Source organism: Rhizobium sp. HT1-10 (genome assembly GCF_049472505.1).
Taxonomy (GTDB): Bacteria; Pseudomonadota; Alphaproteobacteria; order Rhizobiales; family Rhizobiaceae; genus Rhizobium.
On record NZ_JBCEBQ010000001.1, the window covers coordinates 664,091 to 686,712 of the forward strand.

General features: G+C 61.7%; 27 protein-coding genes. 7 read left to right on the plus strand and 20 right to left on the minus strand.

Annotated features, from left to right (window positions below):
- Positions 1 to 55: 55 nt before the first annotated feature.
- Positions 56 to 1,660, minus strand: coding sequence for a putative bifunctional diguanylate cyclase/phosphodiesterase (locus VH564_RS03285; RefSeq protein WP_423338732.1), 1,605 nt, complete (start codon positions 1,658 to 1,660; stop codon positions 56 to 58).
- Here VH564_RS03285 and VH564_RS03290 point away from each other — a divergent pair.
- From VH564_RS03290 to VH564_RS03300, 3 genes are all read left to right on the plus strand, one after another.
- A complete protein-coding gene (locus VH564_RS03290; protein ID WP_423338751.1) occupies positions 1,541 to 2,089 on the plus strand; it encodes a hypothetical protein in 549 nt (182 codons plus the stop codon). The two genes, VH564_RS03285 and VH564_RS03290, sit on opposite strands and share 120 nt — an antisense overlap.
- A 351-nt stretch (positions 2,090 to 2,440) precedes the next feature.
- Positions 2,441 to 2,794, plus strand: coding sequence for a hypothetical protein (locus tag VH564_RS03295; RefSeq protein WP_423338377.1), 354 nt, complete (start codon positions 2,441 to 2,443; stop codon positions 2,792 to 2,794).
- Between the two features lie 290 nt (positions 2,795 to 3,084).
- Positions 3,085 to 3,291 (plus strand): hypothetical protein, encoded by a 207-nt coding sequence (locus VH564_RS03300; protein WP_423338378.1) that lies wholly within the window; start codon positions 3,085 to 3,087, stop codon positions 3,289 to 3,291.
- A 41-nt stretch (positions 3,292 to 3,332) separates the two neighbouring features.
- Here VH564_RS03300 and VH564_RS03305 read toward each other — a convergent pair whose 3' ends face one another.
- The 8 genes from VH564_RS03305 to VH564_RS03340 all read right to left on the minus strand — a co-directional run bounded on the left by VH564_RS03305 (position 3,333) and on the right by VH564_RS03340 (position 8,389).
- Positions 3,333 to 4,139: a mechanosensitive ion channel family protein gene (locus VH564_RS03305; protein ID WP_423338379.1), complete on the minus strand. Its 807-nt coding sequence runs from the start codon at positions 4,137 to 4,139 to the stop codon at positions 3,333 to 3,335.
- A 62-nt stretch (positions 4,140 to 4,201) separates the two neighbouring features.
- Positions 4,202 to 4,726: a tyrosine phosphatase family protein gene (locus VH564_RS03310; RefSeq protein WP_423338380.1), complete on the minus strand. Its 525-nt coding sequence runs from the start codon at positions 4,724 to 4,726 to the stop codon at positions 4,202 to 4,204.
- The gene (locus VH564_RS03315) at positions 4,723 to 5,343 is read right to left on the minus strand and encodes a hydrolase (protein WP_423338381.1); all 621 of its coding nucleotides are present in this window, start codon (positions 5,341 to 5,343) and stop codon (positions 4,723 to 4,725) included. The genes VH564_RS03310 and VH564_RS03315 overlap by 4 nt, the downstream gene beginning before the upstream one ends.
- Positions 5,340 to 6,179 carry a YgfZ/GcvT domain-containing protein gene (locus VH564_RS03320; RefSeq protein WP_423338382.1) on the minus strand — a complete coding sequence of 280 codons (840 nt, stop codon included), beginning with the start codon at positions 6,177 to 6,179 and terminating at the stop codon, positions 5,340 to 5,342. The genes VH564_RS03315 and VH564_RS03320 overlap by 4 nt, the downstream gene beginning before the upstream one ends.
- A gap of 178 nt (positions 6,180 to 6,357) precedes the next feature.
- On the minus strand, positions 6,358 to 7,107 hold the full coding sequence (locus VH564_RS03325; protein ID WP_423338383.1) for a hypothetical protein: 750 nt from the start codon (positions 7,105 to 7,107) through the stop codon (positions 6,358 to 6,360).
- 16 nt (positions 7,108 to 7,123) lie between these two features.
- Entirely contained in the window at positions 7,124 to 7,381 is a 258-nt protein-coding gene (locus tag VH564_RS03330) for a hypothetical protein (protein ID WP_142829924.1), read from the minus strand.
- Between the two features lie 107 nt (positions 7,382 to 7,488).
- Positions 7,489 to 7,914 (minus strand): TIGR02301 family protein, encoded by a 426-nt coding sequence (locus tag VH564_RS03335; protein ID WP_423338384.1) that lies wholly within the window; start codon positions 7,912 to 7,914, stop codon positions 7,489 to 7,491.
- A gap of 52 nt (positions 7,915 to 7,966) precedes the next feature.
- Positions 7,967 to 8,389 carry an NUDIX hydrolase gene (locus VH564_RS03340; protein WP_423338385.1) on the minus strand — a complete coding sequence of 141 codons (423 nt, stop codon included), beginning with the start codon at positions 8,387 to 8,389 and terminating at the stop codon, positions 7,967 to 7,969.
- Positions 8,390 to 8,522: 133 nt separating this feature from the next.
- On the opposite strand from VH564_RS03340, the gene VH564_RS03345 reads away from it, so the two are divergent.
- From VH564_RS03345 to VH564_RS03355, 3 genes are all read left to right on the plus strand, one after another.
- The gene (locus tag VH564_RS03345; protein WP_423338733.1) at positions 8,523 to 8,843 is read left to right on the plus strand and encodes a YnfA family protein; all 321 of its coding nucleotides are present in this window, start codon (positions 8,523 to 8,525) and stop codon (positions 8,841 to 8,843) included.
- Between the two features lie 88 nt (positions 8,844 to 8,931).
- The gene (locus VH564_RS03350; protein ID WP_423338386.1) at positions 8,932 to 9,696 is read left to right on the plus strand and encodes an SOS response-associated peptidase; all 765 of its coding nucleotides are present in this window, start codon (positions 8,932 to 8,934) and stop codon (positions 9,694 to 9,696) included.
- Positions 9,697 to 9,728: 32 nt separating this feature from the next.
- The gene (locus VH564_RS03355; RefSeq protein WP_423338387.1) at positions 9,729 to 10,352 is read left to right on the plus strand and encodes a LysE/ArgO family amino acid transporter; all 624 of its coding nucleotides are present in this window, start codon (positions 9,729 to 9,731) and stop codon (positions 10,350 to 10,352) included.
- Here VH564_RS03355 and VH564_RS03360 read toward each other — a convergent pair.
- The 5 genes from VH564_RS03360 to VH564_RS03380 all read right to left on the minus strand — a co-directional run bounded on the left by VH564_RS03360 (position 10,349) and on the right by VH564_RS03380 (position 16,583).
- Positions 10,349 to 10,489 (minus strand): hypothetical protein, encoded by a 141-nt coding sequence (locus VH564_RS03360; RefSeq protein ID WP_423338388.1) that lies wholly within the window; start codon positions 10,487 to 10,489, stop codon positions 10,349 to 10,351. The two genes, VH564_RS03355 and VH564_RS03360, sit on opposite strands and share 4 nt — an antisense overlap.
- Before the next feature lie 211 nt (positions 10,490 to 10,700).
- Positions 10,701 to 11,561, minus strand: coding sequence for a CDP-diacylglycerol--serine O-phosphatidyltransferase (pssA, locus tag VH564_RS03365; RefSeq protein WP_423338389.1), 861 nt, complete (start codon positions 11,559 to 11,561; stop codon positions 10,701 to 10,703).
- 21 nt (positions 11,562 to 11,582) lie between these two features.
- Entirely contained in the window at positions 11,583 to 12,281 is a 699-nt protein-coding gene (locus VH564_RS03370; protein ID WP_423338390.1) for a phosphatidylserine decarboxylase, read from the minus strand.
- 111 nt (positions 12,282 to 12,392) lie between these two features.
- Positions 12,393 to 14,279, minus strand: a complete 1,887-nt coding sequence (locus VH564_RS03375; protein WP_423338391.1) for an ABCB family ABC transporter ATP-binding protein/permease — start codon at positions 14,277 to 14,279, stop codon at positions 12,393 to 12,395.
- A 231-nt stretch (positions 14,280 to 14,510) separates the two neighbouring features.
- Entirely contained in the window at positions 14,511 to 16,583 is a 2,073-nt protein-coding gene (locus VH564_RS03380; protein WP_423338392.1) for an Ig-like domain-containing protein, read from the minus strand.
- Between the two features lie 155 nt (positions 16,584 to 16,738).
- Between VH564_RS03380 and VH564_RS03385 the strand changes: the two genes are divergently transcribed.
- Complete coding sequence (locus VH564_RS03385; protein WP_423338393.1) at positions 16,739 to 17,362, plus strand: TIGR00730 family Rossman fold protein; 624 nt, start codon at positions 16,739 to 16,741, stop codon at positions 17,360 to 17,362.
- 14 nt (positions 17,363 to 17,376) lie between these two features.
- Here VH564_RS03385 and rarD read toward each other — a convergent pair whose 3' ends face one another.
- From rarD to VH564_RS03415, 6 genes are all read right to left on the minus strand, one after another.
- On the minus strand, positions 17,377 to 18,288 hold the full coding sequence (gene rarD, locus VH564_RS03390) for an EamA family transporter RarD (protein WP_423338394.1): 912 nt from the start codon (positions 18,286 to 18,288) through the stop codon (positions 17,377 to 17,379).
- A 90-nt stretch (positions 18,289 to 18,378) separates the two neighbouring features.
- Positions 18,379 to 19,995, minus strand: a complete 1,617-nt coding sequence (gene cimA, locus VH564_RS03395; RefSeq protein WP_423338395.1) for a citramalate synthase — start codon at positions 19,993 to 19,995, stop codon at positions 18,379 to 18,381.
- A 174-nt stretch (positions 19,996 to 20,169) separates the two neighbouring features.
- A complete protein-coding gene (gene pip, locus VH564_RS03400; protein ID WP_423338396.1) occupies positions 20,170 to 21,129 on the minus strand; it encodes a prolyl aminopeptidase in 960 nt (319 codons plus the stop codon).
- Positions 21,130 to 21,131: 2 nt separating this feature from the next.
- Entirely contained in the window at positions 21,132 to 21,599 is a 468-nt protein-coding gene (locus VH564_RS03405) for a GFA family protein (protein WP_423338397.1), read from the minus strand.
- Complete coding sequence (locus VH564_RS03410; protein WP_423338398.1) at positions 21,592 to 22,074, minus strand: GFA family protein; 483 nt, start codon at positions 22,072 to 22,074, stop codon at positions 21,592 to 21,594. The genes VH564_RS03405 and VH564_RS03410 overlap by 8 nt, the downstream gene beginning before the upstream one ends.
- Positions 22,074 to 22,436: an endonuclease domain-containing protein gene (locus VH564_RS03415; protein WP_423338734.1), complete on the minus strand. Its 363-nt coding sequence runs from the start codon at positions 22,434 to 22,436 to the stop codon at positions 22,074 to 22,076. The genes VH564_RS03410 and VH564_RS03415 overlap by 1 nt, the downstream gene beginning before the upstream one ends.
- Positions 22,437 to 22,622: the final 186 nt, after the last annotated feature.

The window sequence follows — 22,622 nt, forward strand, 5'->3', positions numbered from 1 at the left end:
TCTCCAATCGATCCAAGGAAAAAGGCACCGGAGGTGCCGAATCTCCTTTTAGCAATCAGGCGCGTTTGGGGATAGCCGATTGCGGAACGGGCGATGACAGCAGGCGCGCGACCTCGGTGACCGGCTTCGGCGGGCTGATGAAATAACCCTGGATTTCGTCGCAGCCTTCCTGACGAAGCATCTCGAACTGTTCCTCCGTTTCGACCCCCTCGGCAGTCACACGCATCCCCAGCGTCTTGCCGAGCAGGATCATTGCCCGCAGGATCGCATGCGCCTCACGGCTGTCGATGATGTCGTTGACGAAGGAGCGGTCGATCTTGATTTTCTGGAACGGGAAACTGCGCAGGTAGCTGAGCGAGGAATAGCCGGTGCCGAAGTCATCCATGGCGATGCGGATGCCACGGTTCCTCAGGGCGTGCAACGCCGGCACAGTCTCCTCCAGATGCTGCATCAAAACGCTTTCGGTGATCTCGATCTCCAGCCGCGACGGAGACAGGCCCGCAGCCGCCACCGCAGCCATAACGTCGCTTGGAAAATCACCGGTTCGAAACTGGATGGCGGAAACGTTGACGGCAACCTTGATCGTGCTCGGCCAGGACGCTGCGTCCTTGCAGGCCTGCGCCAGCACCCAGCGGCCGATATCGGTGATCAAGCCGATCTCTTCCGCCAGCGGGATGAACTCAAGCGGCGACATCCTTCCCTTCACGGGATGGTTCCACCGGAGCAGAGCCTCGAAGCCGACGATCCGATCCAGCGCCACATCATAGAGAGGCTGGTAGTGAAGTTCGAATTCCTCGTTCTTGACGGCGTGCCGGAGCGCGTCTTCGAGCGCATGCCGTTGCCGAATGCCTGCCTCCATCTCCGCCGCAAAGAACCTGTGGCGTGGTCTCCCCTCGGCCTTAGCCTGGGACAGCGCAACGCTGGCGTTCTTCAGCAGCACGCCCGCCTCGCTGCCATCCTCGGGGTAGACTGCGATGCCGGCCGAGACGCTCAATTCGACGCCGCATCCACCGAGCAAAAATGGGGGCTCCATGTCGCGACTTATCTCGTCGACGAGCATCCTGATGGCGCGTGGCTCTTGCCAACCGCGATGCAGTATGGCGAACTCATCCGATCCCAGCCGCGCCAACATGCCCCTTTGCCCGAGAGTGCCGCGTAACCGCGATGCAACTTGCTGCAAAACCTGATCGCCGGCCTGGAGGCCGAGCGTGTTATTGATGGACTTGAAGTTGTCGAGATCGAGATGTATCAGCGCGAATTGCTTGGTGACGCCGGAACCGTCAAGCGCTCTATCCAATTCCTCCCGGAAACGGACCCGGTTGCTCAATCCCGTCAGAGGATCGTGATGGGCGATGTAGGCGAGATGCCGGGCAGCACGCCGCTCTTCGGTTACGTCTTCATGAATTGAGACGCTGCCACCGTCCGGTAATATCGTCACCGTGCTCTCGATATGGCGTCCGTCATCCATCAGCCATTCGCGGCGGCGGATCTTGGTGCGATCCAGGGTGACTGGTAGACGAGCGTCGGACCTTCTCGTTGGTTGAACTATCCGCTCTCGACCGGGGATCATTTCCACAAGTTTGGAAATCGACGTACCCGTCAGGACGTCAGCGGGGTCGAGGTTAAAAAGGTCACGGAAACGATCATTGCAGATCGTCAGCTGCTGATTCTTGTCGAAGATACTGAAGCCAAGCGGAAGGTTGTCCAACACGGCTTCGACGACATGGTTTTTCGAAGTGAGGTCGGCCGAAAGTGCCTCCATCTCTTCCATGAGCGCGACGTAGCGGGTGCGTGCGGCAAGCAGAGCATCATCGGCTCTGTCTATTTCTTCGCTGTGCCGACGATAGACCTTCAGAGCAACTTTGCACAGATTGCGAGGATCGAGGGACCCATCCGCTCCGATTACTTCAGCACAATGATGTATGAAAACCGCTTCCGACTGTGGCATTCGTCACCGTTCCGGCGGGGTGGCGCAGAAAAGGACCGCGGAGATCGTTACCTGCGAATAACGCGAAGACTTTGGATCTGCGGAATTATAGATCATAAGAATCTCTCAATGCGCGTCATGAAATATATTCGAAAAAGCTAAGGCGGTATTATCAAGTAACGAATCCTGAATGCTAGAGTGGCTGTTCCCTGTTAACAATTTCTTGCCTTATCTTTCGCGCGCGCAAATTTCCAATAAATTTAGAATTTTCGTATATATACAGCCTCTATTCTGTGGCATCCGGTGCCTATGTTGGCGATTTTGACTATCGCCAGGCGTGAACGATTGCCCGTGAGCGCGTGATGGAATGGTTAAGCGCCCTTCATTATAGTTAATGACCATTAACTTTTCGCTTTGACGCAAACGGCAAATCGGTTTATCCCTTTCTCATCAAGACAATGTCTAGCGTCTAACCGACGTCGCATGAGGCGGCACCTTCCTTAGGAGGTCCCTATGTCCCATGTCTCCGCTGCCAATAGTTCCTATCCATATCGTGGAACGCTGCTTCGCTTGGATGCGAACGGCGACGGATTGCTCAGCCGTCAGGAATTGGCGGTCGACCAACGTCCAGGCCTCATGGCTCAAAGCGCCGAGAAGCAATCGTCGAACGCCGTTAACAACGGCGCGCTCGTCAGCTTGATGGCGAAGTTGATGCAGCTTCCTGTCGATAGCAGAGCGGACGTCCGGCTTGCGACAAATCAATCCGGCACATCTACCAGCACCGATGCGGATGCCGAAACAAAAGCCTCGATGGATCTCTATCGCGGCACCTACGGCCAATATGCCTTCGATGACATGGCGGCCTAGGAGCCGGTTCTGCGATGAAGGTGTTCATCTAGCGCAGCCCTTCCTGCGCTTGTGTCTGAAGGTCTTCTGAAGTTCCACACCTCAGCCGCGCTGCGCATTTGTGAAAGCGGCCAAGCGTCGAGATGAGCCGTCCCAGGCTCGAATTTTGCCAAGCGATGAGCGCTTGGTCTCCCTCCCCCTGATTTTCCAGATTGCTCGGTCATGCGGTTCGGCATGCCGCCGCCGTTTCCACGCGCGTTGCGGGTGGGCCGGTTTAGACATTTTAACGCGAACTATAAGGAGATGTATTTATGCGGAACGAACGCCGCTTCCCGCGAGGCTTCAGCGTTTTTGACCCAATGGCTACCACGCGATCGCTTCGCGCAACCACTGACACGCCGCATCAAGACCCGCTCGAATCGTTTCTGGCCGAGATGATGGCTTCGATGGTTGAGTATACCGAGGAGGGCGCTGCCCACGACCTGCCTTCGGAGCAGCAGATGAGTGTTGCTGCTTAACGGCATTTTGTGCCGGCGTCTTACTGACGCCGGCGAGAGATTCACGAAATCTCGACACCCTTGGCGTCAAGCGACGCCTTCGTCTTGCGCAGCATCTCCCGTGTTGTGGCACTCCAGCCCTTTGTCCTTGGCCAATATTCGAGCGTCACGCTGATGGTGCCGCCAAGGCTGTTGACATAGGCGATCGGCGCCGGTTGTTTTTCGACGTCGGGGTTGGATTTCGCGATCTCGAGGAGCGTCGACAACACGTCGTCCACCTCGCTTTTAGCACTCACACCCAAGGTTATCTGATGTTTGCGGCTGGGCTCGCGGCTGAAGTTGGTGATCGGCGTGTTCCACAAGGTGGAGTTCGGTGCCAGCCGATAGAGACCGTCCGCCGTCCGCAGTTCCGTCGCGAACAAACCGATCTCCTTGACCGTGCCGGTAACGGCGCCTGTCTCGATGTATTCGCCGACACGGAACGGGCGAAGGATAAGCAGCATGATGCCGGCGGCGATATTCTGCAGCGTGCCCTGCAAGGCCAGCCCTATAGCGAGGCCGGCAGCGCCAAGCGCAGCGATGATCGATGCGGTCTGGACGCCGAACTGGCCTAGAACGGTGATGAAGACCAGAATCAGCAGGCCGTAGTAGAGGACATTGGTGAAAAAGCGCGCCAGCGTCTCATCGATGCCGTGGACCCTTGAAATGCCGGCAAAGGCCCACCTGCTGACGAAGCCCGCCAGCACCCATCCGCAGATCAGCAAGACAAAGGCGCCCAGGATCGAGAACGAGTACTGGACCGCAAGAGCGCTCGCCTGCGTGAGCGCCGTGCGTGTTGCGACAATGAAGCTTGTTGCCTGATTTTCCATGCTGATCGACCCAACCCTTTATGCAAATATCGCTGCGATAGATGGTGCGAAGGTCTGTGCGGTCAACCGGTCGATGCGAGCGGCAGCACGAAAGGCCTGTTGCCATCGCTGTTGGCGCCGCGCCCTGCCACTTTGACCGCCGCGACCAGACGGCCCTTCCGCCCGAGCAAGGAGTCGCCAAAGGCCACAAGCCGCGCATTCGGCGTCGCCTGAGGGGAAGCCAGCCTCAGCCGTGCCACCAGGGAAACGTCATCGACATCGGGATCGACCGCCAGCGCCGCGATCAAGGCTGCGGCCGGCGAACGCGAGACGCCCATCCAGCAATGGATCAATAATGGCGCCTTCCGGTCCCACATGCGGGCAAAGGCGATGATTTGCTCAACATGCATTTCCTGCGGCGCCACCAGCCGGTCGGTACCGGCAAAGGTGATGTCGTTCATGCCGAGCAACAGATGGCGATCGGCGGCAATGACGGCGGGTCGATGAAAATCATGCCCCTCGGCCATCAGACTGATCATTTCGCGAGCACCATGGCGGACCGCCATCTCGGCGATTCGCTCGAGCGGAGAGACGACGATCGCATTCATCGGCTGACGACCGGGGCTTTGCTTCGAAGCTCTTCCAGAGCTTCGAACCGGGCGAGGAAGAGTGTCTGCGCCTCGACGGCGGGCAGGGGGTCAATCGGCAACATTTCCTGGACGATCTCGCGCGGTTGGCCAAAGAACTTCCGGGCCTCCGTCGGCGTGAAACCGGCCAGCAGCGTCGCTTCGAAATAGGCAGCGATCGTATCGGCCTTCTTGATATTGTCCTTGAGGGTCTTGCCGGGATGCGCCGGCAATCCGAATCGCAGATGGATGGCCGCCTCCAGCCGCTTCTCCACCGCCTTGTAGCCGCCGCCAACGACGGACTTGAAAGGTGAGATCATGTCACCGATGACATATTCCGGGGCGTCGTGCAGCAGTGCTGCAAGCAACTCGTCTGCCGTGCTTTCGACCGTTCGCCGTAGGATGTCCTCGACCACGAGGCAGTGTTGGGCCACGGAAAAGGCATGGTTTCCCGACGTCTGGCCGTTCCACCGAGCGACGCGCGCCAAGCCATGGGCGATATCCACGATCTCGACGTCGAGCGGCGAGGGATCGAGAAGGTCGAGCCGTCGCCCCGACAGCATGCGCTGCCACGCGCGGGGTGGCTTGGACGATGTCACGCCGTAGCCTCGTCGGCGGTCGCTGGGAAGGAGAGGCCGGACCAGGCAGGCAGCGCCAGCACCAGGGCCGTCTCATCCGCCAGGATGGGCAAAGCCTCGGCCATCGCTGCGCCAGCCCGGTCGATGCGGACGATGGCGAGGCCATGCTTGCCGGCGACCGAGCCGAGAGCGCCGATTGGCTTGCCGCCGGCAAGGATGGGTGTCCCAGTCGCGGGCAAGTCGATCTCGGCCAATACCAGCACCAGGCGCCTGCGCGCGGTCCCGCGATGCTGCATGCGAGAGACAACTTCCTGGCCGACGTAGCAGCCTTTGCGGAAGGAGAGGCCGCCGTTCTGATCCATCAGCACATCGTGAGGAAAGGCGTCCTGAAGGGCAAAGTCCTTGCCGGAGAGCGGTACGCCCGCCGCGATCCGCGCTTCGTGATAAAGCGCCGCGGGGTCGTTGCCATGCGCTCCCGGGATGCGGCGCAACGGGACCCCCGCCTTGGCGAACCGGCTATCGAGATATCCGTCGCCCGCCCCATCGTTCCAGGAAACAGTCACGCCTTCGACGTCGGTAGGAGCGATCTCGACGGCGGCGCGCAAGCGATACATCGTCAGCCGCTTCACCAGCGCCTCTGTCTGGCTGGCCTCCGTTTCCAGGACGAAGCCGACGCCATCGCGCCAGATCATGAAGTCGAACAGGATCTTGCCCTGTGGTGTCAGCAATGCGCCTGGACGGGCCTCATCGGCGGCAAGTCCGCCGAGATCCGTGGTCACCAGGTTCTGCAGAAAGGGCTCGGCATCCGGCCCGGTGATGCGCAACAGCGAGCGGTCGTGAAGAAAAACGGATGGCATGACTAACCCCGTGGCGTTGGCAACAAGCAGATGGCGGCGTCAAGCACGCCACGATCCGCCAATGTGCTTTGATGGCGAGCATGATGTCCTGCCAAAGGCGTCCAGGCCTTTTCGACACCGTGCCGGAGATGTGAAAATAATCACGATGCGAAGTGATCGCAAGCCATCGGTCCGCTAGCTACTCGCTGGCGGAGAAGAATTTCCATTTGCCATCAGGCGTGATGCCGACGCGATAGAAATTATAGCCGCCGAACTCGAGCATGTCGGCGTAGTCGCCCGCAGTGACGATGCGCATCAGATCCACCTTCTCCGGCGCCGTCAGCGTCTTGATGTCCTTCTCGGCAAAATAAGGCCAGACATACATCTCGTTGGGCGTGCCCTGGCCGACATGGGCAAAGCCGGTCGACAGAAGGTCGAGCAGGATCGACATCACCTCGATACCATCCGGATCGCCGGACAGATCGTGGAGGGACTTGATCGGGTCTTCGCCGGGATCGTCGGCTGTCACCTGGGTCTGGTTCAAGCCGCCACCGACATTCATCAGCGGTCGGAGACGCTCGGGATCGCCTGAGGCCGCGGCCTCGACGATAGCCTCGCGCAGCTTGCGCACGGCATCCGGGGCCTTGTTGATGTCGAACAGGAACTCGACGCCTTTGGAAGCGGCGTTGCCGTTGCCAGAGGTGCTGTCGCCCGTGCTGGGTGCGGACTGGTTCACCAAAGGATCGGGCATCGGAATGGCCTTGCTCGGCGCTTCCAATGCCTGCAGCACGGGCCTGTCCTTCGGCGCGACCGGTGCCGGCTTCTGAACCTCGTTCAGCAACGAAAAGGCAGAGGTCGACGTCGACCAAAGGCAAACCGCTGCCAAGGCCGACGCAGTCGCTATTGAAGCGATCGACCGTCGCAGACCATGGCTCTTGGCACTTGGCATAAAGGATCTCTTGGGGCTATTGCAGGGAGCGAATCGGTGAAAACTCACCCGACAGCATGCGTTCCCGAAGCGATTCGAGCAAGGCTTCTGCGCCCTGTTCTCCCTGAAGTCGAATGGTCTCGCGCAGGGCATGCGCGATGGCGGCGCCGGCGATGATCTCCGGCTCGATGCCGTCGGCAACGCCGTCGGCCCAGGCTTCATTCTGATATTCCAGAGCCGCCTGCATCTTCTCATGGACGATCATGTCGTCGATGTCGTTGAGGCTTGGTTCCATCATTTTCTTTTCCTCGAGACGCCCGGTGTACTTACTGCCCGGTTAACAACTTTAACAGCCTTTTCCTAAAACGACACGGGTCGCTATGGAAAGAGGTTAATAAAGCGTCAATTTCCGAAGCGTGCGGTTATTTCGGAAGCGAGTGTTGCACCTTCGTTACGGTACTGCTGTTCCGCGGTCATAGCTTGTGGCGTGCAGTTCGTATAGACCGCAGCGAAAGATCTGTAGCCGCGGTTGTAAGCGGCGGTCAGACGCTCCTTCCGCTTCGGCTCATCCTTGGTTTCCGTGTCCACCAGTTTTTGCATGGCTTCGCGCCAATCCTGCGGGTCATCGGGCGCGCAAAGATGCCGCAAATAGCTCACCGAGCCGACCACTTCACCGAGACGCAGCAGTTTATCGTCATAAGGCGCGGGTGTGCCAGCATCGACCGGCGGTGCGGGCGGCTCCACATCCGCCTTGGGCGACGCTGCCCAGACAGGCAAGGTCAGCAGCGGCAAAAATAGAAATAGCGTAGAGGCGCGATGGGGAATCATGCCGCCAGTTGACAGCTTGTAGCCGTGCAGCGCAAGGCGGCGCAGTCCTTCTCTAACCTTTATCAGGCGTTGACAGGCGTTCGACGCATTCGAGCACGCTCGGCGGGACAGGAAGCCTGGTGATCTCATCCAGCGTATACCACCCGATCGCCATCGCATCGTCGGCCGCCACGGCCACGGCATCGGGATCGGCATCCACGAGAAACACGGACAGGAAGAAATGGCTGTCGGCACTGCCGTCCTTGCCGGAGTGGCGAAGGTCGTAGGTGGTGAACGGCCGTGGATTGCGGGCGGCAATACCAGTCTCTTCTTCGAACTCGCGCAAGGCGGTCTCGGCAGGCGTCTCACCCGCCTCCGCCCGGCCGCCGGGAAAAGCATACATGTCCTTGGACGGCGGATTGCGCCGTAAAACCAGCAGGAACCTTCCGTCGCGCTGCAGGATGGCGGAGGAGGCGGCGCGCGGCGATAGGGTCATGGGGCAATTCTTTATTTTCAGCGGCCGTCGGCAATCAGCGCCTGGCGATCAGCTTTCTTACAGCTTTGACGATCCCGCTGCAGCCATGCAATATAACGGCCTGTGGAATGACGGCAAGCGGCGGTTGCGGATGATCACCTACGGACTCTACGCGGCTGCGGCACTTGCTGAAATTGCGGGATGCTTTGCTTTCTGGGCATGGATGCGGTTGGGCAAGTCCATCTGGTGGCTGGGCCCCGGCATGCTGTCGCTTGCGCTCTTCGCCTGGCTGCTGGCCCTGGTGCCGAGCGAGGCCGCAGGGCGGACCTATGCCGCCTATGGCGGCATCTACATCCTCGCCTCGCTGTTGTGGCTCTGGCTGATCGAGGCCCGCACGCCCGATCGCTGGGATCTGTCCGGCGGAATTGTCTGCCTTGCCGGCGCCTCGCTCATCCTCTTTGCTCCGCGCGGCTGAAGCATTTCCCAATGCTTTAGATCCCGAGCCAGGCAACATGTTCCAAGGATGCCTTGACGCTCGCCCCCTTGGGTGCAAGACAGATGCCATGTGCGGACGCTATGCATTGACGGCGCCACCCGAGGCGGTGCGGGAATTCCTTGGGCTTGTCGAGCTCGAGAGCTTTCCAGCGCGCTTCAACATCGCCCCGACCCAGCCCATCCTTGTCGTCGTCGCCGGTGAGTGCCAGGAGCTAGGCAGCAATCTGCCCGACCGCCGTGCAACCCTGGTCCGATGGGGGCTGACGCCGGGCTGGGTGAAGGATCCCAAGGATTTTCCTCTTCTCCTCAACGCCCGTGCCGAAACGGCGATCGACAAAGCCTCATTCCGGGCGGCCATGCGGCATCGGCGGGTCCTGGTGCCTGCCTCCGGTTTCTACGAGTGGCACAGACCACCCAAGGAGAGCGGCGAGAAGTCGCAGGCCTACTGGATCAGGCCCCGTAAGGGCGGAATTGTCGCCTTTGCCGGGCTCATGGAGACCTGGTCGTCGGCCGACGGTTCCGAGGTCGACACCGGCGCCATCCTCACCACACGGGCGAATGGAACCATCGGGCCTATTCACGACCGTATGCCCGTCGTCATCAAGCCGGAGGACTTCAGCCGCTGGCTCGACTGCAAGACGCAGGAGCCGCGGGAGATTGCGGATCTGATGGTGCCGGCCGATGACGACATGTTCGAGATCATTGCCGTTTCCGATCTGGTCAACAAGGTCAGCAACATGGGCGCCGATCTGCAGGCGCCGGCAGCCGTCCAGCCGCCGCTGAAGCCCGTGCGGAAGCACGATCCGGGCGAAGATCAGTTCCGCCTGTTCTGATCGCCTTAGTCTCGTCCCCCAGGGAATGACCGATGTCTCTTCTCTCCGCCGCTCTGTCCGGTGCCCTTCTTGGCGCATCACTGATCATCGCCATTGGCGCCCAGAATGCCTTCATCCTGCGACAGGGACTTCTGCGCTCGCATGTTTTCGTGCTGTGCCTGTTCTGCGCCCTGTCGGATGCGCTGCTGATCGCCGCCGGGGTCGCCGGGCTGGGGACGCTGGTGTCGCAGTCGCCGACATTGATCGTCGCCGTTACTCTCGGCGGCGCATTGTTCCTGGCAAGCTACGCTGTGCTGGCCTTTAGAAGGGCGTGGCGGCCGCAGGCAATGCAGGCCGCAGGCGGAAACGGGTTGAGCCTGAAAGCGGCTGTTGCCACCTGCCTTGCCTTCACCTTCCTCAATCCGCATGTCTACCTGGACACGGTGCTGCTGCTGGGCAGCCTGTCGGCGGCTTATCATGGCCCCGCGCGGCTGGCCTATGGGGCAGGCGCTGCGGTGGCCTCTTTCGTCTGGTTCTTCGGACTTGGCTACGGCGCGCGGTTGCTGCAGCCGGTCTTTGCCAAACCCGCCGCCTGGCGGGTCCTGGACGTGATCATCGGTGTGGTCATGAGCCTGCTTGCCCTAAGCCTGCTCTTAAAGCTCCATGCCGGCGTTTAGGCGAGCTTCTTTGACGGTGTCGCCTTGCCCTTCAGCATCAGATGGGCGGCGGTCACAGCCTTCAGGCCGATGGGACGATAGAGGGACGCCAGATCGGTCTTTGCCGCCGTCGTCGTATTCGTATTGCTCGTGCTCATGATATCTCCTTCCCCAGGTGTTTCGATGCTTCTTCTCTCACGGCCAATCGTGACGAATAAGAGGCGGTCCCGATCAGCAATTGTGAACGCACAGCGTAATCCGCGAGGCTGACGCGAGGCCTGATTCGTGGATTTGGAGAAAGGGCGCGAGGGCGCGGTTACTCAGTGCTCAAAGCGGATGGATTTTTGAAGTTGATTGGCTGCGAAACGCCTAGATATGGCGACCGATATCATCGTTGGTGTCGTCGACGCTCGGGTCAGCTGGCCCGTTGATCGTGTAGGTCCCGTATTTGCGCTGCCAGGATCGAGCGCCGAACGGCAAGGAGAGCAGATAGCCCGCAACGGTCACCACCATCACCTGCCAGGTATAGCTCATCAGCAGCGCTACATAGACCACGACGCCGAGCATGATCGGCAGCACGAGGTCGCGGCGGATACCGGCGCCGCTTGCCTTGCCGGACCATACGGGCAGGCGGCTGACCAGGAGGAAGCCGATCACGACCGTATAGGCCGAGGCGGCATAGCCGAATGCCTTGTCGGGCATCAGCCCCAGGAAACCGATATAGACCGGCGCAAGCACCAGCATTGCGCCTGCTGGCGCTGGAACACCGACAAAATATTCGGATTGCCAAGGCGCCTTGTTGTCGCTCTCGGCCATGACGTTGAACCGTGCCAGCCGGAGGCCGGCAGCAATCGCGTAGATCAGCGCGGCGATCCAGCCAAGCGAACGGGCTTCGTTGAGCACGTAGACATAAAGCACAAGCGCCGGAGCCACGCCGAAATTGACGATATCGGCCAGCGAATCCATCTGCGCGCCGAACTTGGATGTCGCCCGCATCATCCGGGCAACGCGCCCGTCGACGCCGTCGAGGAAGGCGGCCACCAGCACCATCGCCACGGCCAGCTCATAGCGCTCCTCGAAGGCAAGTCGCACCCCCGTAAGGCCGGCGCAGATCGCCAGCACGGTGATGAGGTTGGGCACCATCAGCCGCAGAGGGATTTCCCGCAGGCGCGGACCGCGCGCTTCTTCATTCTGATCCTGGGGTTCAGACGGCGGAAATGGCGTCTTCATGTCGCGATCTCCTGGCCGCATTTAGTCGCGCCGGCTGGTAGTCGGGCCTTTCAAGGACCCGAATTCGGCAATGACAGTCTCGCCGGCGATGGCGGTCTGGCCAAGCGTTACGCGCGGCGAAAACCCTGCCGGCAGGAACACGTCGAGACGCGAACCGAAGCGGATGAGGCCAATACGCTCGCCGGCTTCGATCGGTTCGTTCGGCTGCGCGAAGCAGAGGATGCGGCGGGCGACGAAGCCAGCGATCTGCACGACGCCGATCTGGCCGCGCACGGTATCGATGACCATGCCGTTGCGCTCGTTCTCGTCGCTGGCCTTGTCGAGCTCGGCGTTCAGGAAGTTGCCCTTGCGATAGGCGATATTGCTGATACGCCCGCGCATCGGCGCGCGGTTCACGTGGCAGTTGAAGACGTTCATGAAGATCGAGATGCGCAGCATCGGCTCGAAGCCGAGGTTCAGCTCGGCCGGCGGCGTGATCATGACCACGCTCGACACCTTGCCGTCGGCCGGCGAGATCACAAGATCCTCGTCCTGCGGCGTCATGCGCTCCGGATCGCGGAAGAAATAGGCGCACCACAGCGTCAGGATCAGGCCGATCCAGAACAATGGCTTGAAGAACCAGCCGAGGACCAGCGATGCCACGAAGAAAGCGGCAATGAAGACGTAGCCTTCCTTGTGGATAGGAACGATGGTGTTGCGGATGGTGTTGTATAAGCTCATCGATGTCCGGCCTTCCGTTGTTAGCCCAGCACGCTGACTACAGGCAAAAAGGCCGGCAAGCAATGCCGCCGGTCTCGCCGCCTCGACGGGACCGTTGACAGTCCCGTGCTATCAGGTCGCCGGCGACAGGCGGACGACGACACCGAGGTCGTCGCTTTCGCGAACCTGCTTCAGATGTTCTTCGGCCTGCGTCGCTTCGCGTTGGCGGTTCCACATCGAGGCGTAGAGGCCGTTCTGCTCCAGCAGGCCAGCATGGGTGCCGCGCTCGGCGATTTCGCCACTCTTCAGTACGATTATCTCGTCTGCGCCAATGACGGTCGACAGCCGGTGGGCGATGACCAGCGTCGTGCGGTTCTTGGAAACCACGTCGAGCGCAGCCTGGATTTCCTGTTCGGTGGTCGTGTCGAGGGCCGAGGTCGCCTCGTCGAGGATCAGCACCGGTGGCGCCTTGAGGATGGTGCGGGCAATCGCTACGCGCTGTTTCTCGCCGCCCGAAAGCTTGAGCCCGCGTTCGCCGACCTTGGTCTCAAAGCCTTCGGGCAGCATGTCGATGAAATGGCCGATCTGCGCCACCTCGGCAGCGGCAAGAACCGCCGCCTCGTCGGCCTCGGGCCGTCCATAGCGGATATTGTAGGCGATGGTGTCGTTGAACAGCACCGTGTCCTGCGGCACCATGCCGATGGCCTTGCGCAGGCTTTTCTGGGTGACGCTGCGCACATCCTGGCCATCGATGGTGATCGTGCCGCCCTGGACGTCGTAGAATCGGTAGAGCAGCCGCGACAGGGTCGACTTGCCGGCGCCCGATGGGCCGACGACGGCAACCGTTTTCCCGGCCGGCACCTCGAACGAGATCCCCTTGAGGATCGGCCGCGCCGCGTCATAGGCAAAATGGACGTCGTTGAAGGCGATGGCGCCCTGACCGATCACCAGTTCCTTGGCATCTGGCGCGTCCGTCACCTCGGCTTCCACCTCGAGCAGATCGAACATCTCCTCGATGTCGGTCAGGCCCTGGCGGATTTCGCGGTAGACGAAGCCGATAAAATTCAGCGGCACGGCGAGCTGCAGCAGCATCGAGTTGACGAAGACGAAGTCGCCGACCGTCTGCGTGTGGTTAAGTACGGCGTAAGCCGAGAAGATCAGCATGACGGTGGTGCCGAGGCCGAAAATCACGCCCTGGCCGAAGTTCAGCCATCCGAGCGAGGTCCAGACATCGGTGGCAGCCTTTTCGTAGCGCGCCATCGACTTGTCGAAGCGCTTCGCCTCCATCTCCTCGTTGCCGAAATATTTGACGGTTTCGAAGTTGAGGAGAGAGTCGATGGCTTTCGTGTTGGCGTCGGTATCGCTCTCGTTCATCGTCCGGCGGATCGAGATGCGCCAGTCGCTCGCTCGGACGGTGAACCAGATGTAGACGGCGACGGTGACGGCGGTGATGGCGAGGTAGGAAAAACCGTAGCCCCACCAGAAGATCGCCGCCGTCAGCAGGAACTCGACAAAGGTCGGAACGGTGTTGAGGATCGTGAAGCGGACGATGGTCTCGATGCCCTTGGTGCCGCGCTCGATGACGCGCGAAAGCCCGCCCGTCTTGCGCTCCAGGTGGAAGCGCAGCGACAGCTGGTGCATATGCACGAAGGTCCGAAAGGCAAGCTGGCGGACGGCATATTGGCCGACGCTGGCAAACAGCGCGTCGCGCAATTGGTTGAGCGCCAGCTGGATGAGGCGGGTGACGTTGTAGGCGATGACGAGCGCGATGGCGCCCATCATGAAGCTCGGCAGCACGCCGCTCATGTCCATCTTGCCGTTCAGCGCATCGATTGCCCATTTGAAGAAGTAGGGGACGAGCAACAGAAAGAACTTCGAGATCAGCAGGTAGACCGAGGCCCAGACGACGCGCATCTTAAGATCCGTCCGGCCTGCCGGCCACATGTAGGGCCACAGGTTGAGGATGGTCCGGAACGGATTGCTGTCATCCGCCGAAATGGTTTTCTTGCCGTCTGCCATGCATCTCTCCAGCGGCACCGCGGATCTGGGAAGCCGGCAGGTCCGGCCGATCACGGTGTGCGATAAAACCAGCCGTACAGGCATGAATGCGATTGAAGCCGGCCTGGGCGAGTGCGGCACGCATATACTATTTTACATTGGTTCGAAAAGTTTCTTGTTCGCTCAAACGCAAAAGACCGGGCGGAATTTCCACCCGGTCCAGATTGCGCGCAATAGGTCTTGCCCGAGTGCTTAGAGATGCTGGCCCGACATGCGCTTGCGGTGAAGTTCCTCCGAATTCGGCAGGGCATCCTTCGGCAGGCCGAAGACCTGGCCGGGGAGGATCCGATCCGGATTGTGGATCTTGTCTTCGTTGGCAAGATAGATCGTCGTGTAGCGGACCCCGAGCCCGTAGGTGCGGCGCGAGATCTGCCAGAGCGTATCGCCCTGGCGGATAATAACCGCACTCTTGTTGACCGCGAGCGGCGTCTGCTCATATGTCGCGACCCCGGAAGCATCCGTCGAGGCGGAGGCCGGTGCTTGCATAGGGCCAGCGTCGGGCTTCAGCAGCGGCAAGATCAGTTCATCGAGGCGGCCAAGCGCCGCGCCGATGGCTATCGGGTCGCGGGGCAGCGGCTCGAGGAAAGCCAGCGCCTTGGCAGCCCCTTCCGAGGCCGACACCGCCGCCTGCTTCAGGGCGGCGCTGGCGTCGATGGAGGGACGGAAGCCGCTCAGTGCCTTCAGCGCGAACTCCGTGCCCGAACGGGCTGCGGCGAGCTCTTCGGCGCTCGGCTGCTTGCCGCCTTCGAACAGGCTTTTCAACAGCGCAAAGGCGCGGCCGGTGTCGTTGCGGAGCGTGCCAAGCTGGCTCTCGTCGGGCACCGCCGGCGCGCTTTTTTCGGCGTCGCTTGCGGCATTCGACCGGGCGGAGGGCGACTGGGCCGCAACCGTCACCTGGTTGCCGTCCGGTCGGTTGAAGTTGACCGCCGTGCGCAGGATGACCTTGCCGCTGGCATCGAGCCCATCGACCCGGATGGTGTGATCTCCGACCGACAGAGGCATCGGGCCGTCGACGACGAAGTGCCCATCGCCGCTCGCCTTGCCTTCGCCGATCTGCTTGTCGTCGGCATAGGCCCGGACCTTCAGGTTGGCACGGGTAGCCCCGGCAACGAAGACATGGTCATTCTCGATCTCGACAGCGCTGACGACAATGCCGGCCTGATCCGTTGTCGGCGCTGCGGGGACTGTCTTGCCGGTGGAAGGCGCCACCGCAGTTTCATTTGTCGTCGATGGCGACGGCGTCGTCGTTGCAGGCGCGTCTGCACCGGATGCAGCACTTCCAGAAGTCGGGGCCGTCGGGAGGGCTGGCGTCGCGATGCGCGACTGCTTGGCTTCAGGCGCCGTCATGATCCGGCTGGCTTCGCCGGGCTTGGTGACCATGGCGAGCAACTGGGTCGAACCGTCCTTCGGGACGGATACGGTAGCGGTCTCCTCCGACACGACGGATGTACCATCCTTGCTGGTCGCCTTGAGGACGATCTGATGGTCGCCTGCCGGCAGGGGATTATCGAGAACCACGGCGAAATCGCCTCCCGCGCCGACGTCGGTCGTGTTGATGACCTTGTCGCCGTCGAGGATCGACAGTTTCGAGCCAGGCTCCGCACGGCCGGCAATGACGGCAGAGCCGTCCGGCTCGACGCGGAGCACGTCGAATGTCGGCTTGACGGCTGCGACCGGGGCTGGCGGAAGCGGCGTCGGGCTGCCAAGCAGCACGGCGCGAGCGCGATCGATGGCGGCAACGGCATCAGCGATATTTTCGGGCAGCGCCTTGATGATCGTCAGAGCCTTGCCGGCGCCCTGATGGGCGGTATCGATCAGCGCCGATGTCGCCGGTTCCGCATTTTCTGGCTTGGCGAAATCGACGATCGTCTGCAGAGCGCCTGTCGTCTTCGACTTGGCGGCTTCGAAGACATCGCCCGTCGGTCCCTTGCCGTCGGCAAACAGGGCCTTGAGTTCGGCCAGAGCCGTCGTCGCGACGTCCTTCAGGCTGCCAAGCCTGGCGGCGATGTCGGCGGCGTTCGGCGCAGGTGTCGCGACCTGGGTGGCGGGGGCAGGCGCTGGTGCCTCCGCCGGCTTGGGCGCCGGATCGACTGGCTTCGGCGTGCTGTCGGCGATGATGTTTCCGACCTGCGAACTGGCCTTGTTGATCGCGTCGCCGATCGGCTTTTTAGCGGTGCCGATCAGCGGCAGCACGAAGAAGACCATCAGAATGGTCGCAATTACCAACACCAACAGTGCCAGCAAGCCGGCGCGGTTCTTCATCATCCATCATCTCCAGGCGGCGTCTTCGTCGCGCATGATAAAATTGCTAACGATTTCCGCTGCTTTTACAAGCTTGCTCAGTTATCTCAGAGGACTGAGCTACAAGTTTTCCGTTTAAATTTCTTGACTGGGCATCTGCCCCATTGTTGTTTGGCTCTATGAATAGAGAATCTTTGCCAATTCAATCCGTCTGCGTCTATTGCGGCTCCCGCCCTGGACGCGATCCCGCCCACATGGAAGCCGGCCGTGCGCTTGGCAAAGCCATCGCCGAAAGCGGCCTGCGACTCGTCTACGGCGGCGGCACGAAGGGCATCATGGGCGCCGTTGCATCCGGCGTGCTCTCCAACGGCGGGCAGGTGACCGGGATCATCCCGGAATTCCTCGTCGACATGGAGGCGACACGCCATTCGCTGGGCCAGCTCGACGAGTTGATCATAACCCCGGACATGCATACGCGCAAACACCGCATGTTCGAGCGGGCCGACGCCTTCGTCGCGCTGCCGGGCGGCATCGGCACGCTGGAGGAGATCGTCGAGATCATGACCTGGGCGCAGCTCGGCCAGCACGAGAAGCCGATGGTCTTTGCCAACATCAACGGCTTCTGGGATCCGATGATGGAACTGATCCGCCACATGACGGGCGAGGGCTTCGTCCACACCGCCCACCGCGTCCAGCCGATGGTGATCGACGCCATCGCCGACATCATCCCGGCGATCCTGGCCCACTCCGCCGATGCGGGTGCCGACCGCAGCGGCCAGGAAAGCGTCATTTCCAAGATGTGACCACCCCGCGGGCCTTAGCGCCCGCGGCTCTCTCTCAGCATCGACCATGTGTAGAGCAGCAGTCCCGCCCAGATCAGCGGGAAGGCGATCATGCGGGCAATCCCGAGCGGCTCGTGAAAGACGAAGACGGCGAGCAGGAAGACCATCGTCGGCACGATGTACTGCAGGATGCCGATCGTCGACAGCCGCAGCAGCTTGGCGCCGTTGGCGTAGATCATCAGCGGCAGGGCCGTGACGAGACCGCATCCGACGAGCAGGGCGGTGTCGCCAAGGCCGGTGGCATGGAGATGACCTTCGCGGCGGCTCTCGAGATAGACGATATAGGCCAGCGCCGGCAGGCTGAGCAGCAGTACCTCCAGGAAAAAGCCCTGGTTCGGCCCGACCGGCAGCGTCTTCCTGAAAAACGCATAGAGCCCCCAGGAGAAGGTCAGCAGCAAGGCGACCCAGGGCGGCCGCCCCGCATCGACGGCGAGGATGATCACCGCGATGGCGGCCAGCAGGATGGCCACCACCTGCGGCATCGTCATCTTCTCCTTGAGAAGCAGCGCGCCGAGCGCGATGCTGAACAGCGGATTGATGAAATAGCCGAGCGCGGCATCGAGCGAATGGCCGTTGCCGATCGCCCAGACATAGGTGCCCCAGTTGATCGTCACGAGCATTGCCGTCATCGAGGCAAGCGCGATGGTGCGGGGGCTCCGCAGCGCCGCCTTGAGGTCACCCGTCCGTCCAAGGAACAGCAACACCGCGCCGGCGACCGGAACCGACCAGACGACGCGATGGGCGATGACCTCGGCGGCAGGGATATGCGCCAGCGCCTTCATGTAAAGCGGCAGGACGCCCCAGAACAGGTAGGCGGTCAGCGCGAAGGCGAAGCCGCGCGGGCTATCTTCGTTCTTGCGCAGAGGAACAGTCGCATCGGCGGACATGGGGTGTTTCCATATTTTCTTGTTATGGCCCCATAGCCGAAGTGGTGCGCACGCACCAATTCATTTCCTTGACCCACCTATTCGTGGCTCTCACTCTGCGGCGATCTTGCCCGCCATCTGCCGGTTCTTCATCAGCTTGTAGACCACCGAATCCATCAGCGCCTCGAAGGACGCATCGATGATGTTTTCAGAAACGCCGACCGTCCACCAGCGCACGCCGTCGCTGTCGTTTGATTCGATCAGCACGCGGGTGATCGCCTCGGTGCCGCCATTGAGGATACGCACCTTGAAGTCAGCCAAGACGAGATCCTCGATGTCGGCCTGATACTTGCCGAAGTCGCGCCGTAGCGCCAGATCGAGCGCGTTGACCGGACCGTCGCCCTCGGCCACCGACATGATGGTCTTGCCGTCGACGATCAGCCGTACCACGGCCTCCGACACGGTCTTCACCCGCCCATGCGAATCGAAACGCCGCTCGACCATCACCCGGAAACCGTCGATCGAGAAGAATTCGGGGATAGTGCCGAGCGTGCGGCGCGCCAGCAACTCGAAGCTGGCATCGGCGCCCTCATAGGCATAGCCGGAGGCCTCACGCTCCTTGACGATCGAGATCAGCCGATCGAGCTTCGGATCGTCCTTGGCAACGGCGATACCGCGCCGCTTCAGCGCGTTGATGAAGTTGGCCTTTCCGCCTTGATCGGACACCATCACCTTGCGGAAATTGCCGACGCTTTCCGGCGGCACATGCTCGTAGGTGCGCGGGTCCTTCAGCAGCGCCGAGGCATGGATGCCGGCTTTCGTCGCAAAGGCAGAGCCGCCCACATAAGGTGCCTGGTAGTTCGGCGAGCGATTGAGCAGTTCGTCGAAGGCATGCGAGAGGCCGGTCAACCCGATCAGCCTCTCGCTGTCGATGGCGGTCTCGAAGCGGCTGTTATAGGCAGCCTTCAGCGCCAGCGTCGGAATGAGCGCCACCAGATCGGCATTGCCACAGCGCTCGCCGAGGCCGTTGAGCGTTCCCTGGATCTGCCGCACGCCGGCCTCGACGGCGATCAGCGAGTTGGCGATGGCCTGGCCGGTGTCGTTGTGGGCGTGGATGCCGAGCGCTGTGCCGGGCACGCCTTCGGCGATCACGGCCTCAACGATGGCGCGGATTTCAGACGGCTGCGTGCCGCCGTTGGTGTCGCAGAGCACGACCCAGCGCGCGCCGGCCTGATAGGCCGCCCGGGCGCAGGCGAGCGCATAGCCGGGGTTGGCCTTGTAGCCGTCGAAGAAATGCTCGCAATCGACCAGCGCCTCCTTGCCGGCGGCAACGGCCGCTTTGACGCTTTCGCTGATACAGTCGAGGTTTTCCTCGTTGGAAATGCCGAGCGCCACCTCGACATGATAGTCCCAGCTCTTGGCGACGAAACAGATGGCATCGCCGCTCGCCTGCAGCAGCCCCGCAAGCCCCGGATCGTTTGAGGCCGAGACGCCGGACCGCTTGGTCATGCCGAAGGCGACGAAGGACGCGTTTTTCGTGCGCTTCTGGCCAAAGAAGGCCGTGTCGGTCGGGTTGGCGCCGGGATAGCCACCCTCGATATAGTCGAGACCGAAATCGTCGAGCAGGGTCGCGATGGCGATCTTGTCCTCGACGGAAAAATCGACGCCGGGCGTCTGCTGGCCGTCGCGTAGCGTGGTGTCGAACAGGTAGATTTTTTCGCGTGTCATGGGGACCCTCCCGGGAATCGTGCTGCGTGCGGAGGGTTGCCCCCCTCTGTCGGCCGGGCCGACATCTCCCCCACGAGGGGGGAGATCAATCTGTGGTCGGCCCCTTGGCTGCGAGATCTCTCTATCACGAAGCAGCTTTGGGCCACGAAGCAACTTTGGGCTGACTGGAACGAGTTACGCCTTGCCTGCAAACCGATCCGTTGCGCGGATCAGCTGGTCGAGAATGCCGGGCTCGGAATAGGCATGTCCGGCGCCCTCGATCAGGTGGAACTCTGCCGTTGGCCAGGCCTTGTGCAGCGCCCAGGCGTATTTGGCAGGGCAGGGCATGTCATAGCGGCCATGGACGATGACGCCGGGAATATCCTTGAGTCGGCCGGCGTCGCGGATCAGCTGGCCTTCGTCGAGCCAGCCGGCATTGACGAAGAAATGGTTCTCGATCCGCGCGAAGGCGTAGGCAAAATCGTCGGCTTCGAAAGCTGTGCTGGTCGAGGGCTGCGGCAGCAGGGTGATGGTCTCGCCCTCCCAGATCGCCCAGGCCTTGGCTGCGGAAAGGCGAACGTTCTTGTCCTCGTGCGTGAGGCGTCGATGATAGGCGAACATCATCTCGTGGCGCTCCTCCGCCGGGATCGGCGCGATGAACCGCTCCCACTTGTCGGGAAACATTTCCGAGACGCCGAACTGATAATACCAGTCGAGCTCGGCCTTGGTCAGCGTGTAGATGCCGCGCACTACCAGCTCGCTCACGCGCTCGGGAAATTTTTCCGCATAGGCAAGCGCCAGGGTCGAGCCCCAGGAGCCGCCGAACACCAGCCATTTCTCCGCGCCTGCCATCGTGCGCAGGCGTTCGATGTCATCGACAAGGTGCCAGGTGGTATTGGCGTTCAGATCGGCCGCCGGCGTGGACTTGCCGCAGCCGCGCTGGTCGAACAGCGTCACGTCGTAGAGGTCAGGGTCGAACAGCCGGCGATGCGTGGGCGAGATCGTGCCGCCGGGACCGCCGTGCAGGAACACGGCCGGCTTGGCGCCCGGTGTGCCCACGCGCTCCCAATAGATGACGTGGCCATCGCCGACATCGAGATGGCCGGAGGCATAGGGTTCGATTTCGGGATAGAGGCTGCGCAGGTCTGTTGTCATGCTCATGCGTCCTTCGGCGGCCATTCCGCCGTATCGTGGTCAGGGTGTTGATAGCTCTCGACGGACGCAAAGAAGGCCTCCATCTCCGGGCTGCTGTGGGCGGGCTTCTCGAACAGGTGATCGATCCATGGAAGCCGCTTGTCGACGTTCACCTGAACTTGCGGCTCAAGCAGTTCCGGCTGGTCGAAGGCGCCAATCGCCAACTCGACGCCACCTGGATGGAGATAGGCGAGCGGCGTGCCGCATTTGCCGCAGAACCCACGTTTCACTTTTGCCGAGGATCGAAACAGGCTGGGCTGACCGCGCGTCCAGGTCAGGTGCGCCTGGTCTGCCGTGACGAAAGCCCCGAAAAAGTTGCCGAACTGCTTCTGGCACATGCGGCAGTGACAGATCGAGGGACGCCCGAGCTTTTCCGCCCGAAACCGCACCGCTCCGCATTGGCAACCACCGCTTCTTGCCGTCTCAGCCATTCTTCGCCTCCGCCGGCCATTGGGCCGTATCGTGATCGGGATGCTGGTAGGAGACGAGACCATCGAGGAACGGCTCGTCGTCGAGATCCTCGTCGGTCGTGCGCGCCGGCAAGGCATGGATGGTGTCGACAAAGCCGATCTTGCCCTCGGTGCCGAACTGGACGTTCGGTGGTATCGCCCCCGGATCGTCGAAGGCTCCGGCCGCAATGGCCATGCCGTCAGGCGCTTCGTAAGTCAGCGGCGTGCCGCAATCGCCGCAGAAGCCGCGCGCCACGACATTGCTGGACTGGTAGATCTTTCGTGCGCCGCGCGTCCACTGAAATTCGGTCTTCCGCACCGAGACAAGCGGCGCATAATAGGCGCCGAACGCCTTCTGGCACATGCGGCAATAACAGACCGAGGACGTCAGTTCACCCTCGGCGCGGAACCGGATGGCACCGCATTGGCAGCCGCCGGAAAGGCTAAGATGGGTCATCATGTCTCTCCGCTGGTGAGAACGATATGAAGGCAGACGGCGTCTATGTCCTTGAGGATGTCGTCGTTCCAGAAGCGCAGAACTGTCCAACCGTCTTGCTGCAGGCGGATCGTTCGCTGCTGGTCGTAGGAGACGGCCTCCGAGGCGCCGTGCTGGGAACCATCGACTTCCACGATCAGCCGATGGCTCGGGCAGGCGAAATCCACGATGTAGGTGGCGATCGGCATCTGGCGGCGGAAACTGAGACCCATCAGGCGATGGGCGCGCAGCTCGTTCCAGAGTTTCAGTTCTGCGTCGGTGAGGGCTTTGCGCATCTGGCGGGCATTGGCGCGCATTTTCGGCGGGATGGGCGTATGCGGCACGTTACCCCCCTCTGTCACTGCGTGACATCTCCCCCACAAGGGGGGAGATTGGCTGGCGGCACGGTCTTGCCCCGTCACTACCACTGGAGTTTCTGGCAATACTTGCCTGAGATCAAGAGAGGTTACCGTATCCGCATGGACGCTGCCGCACCCACCCAATCTCCCCCCTTGTGGGGGAGATGTCAC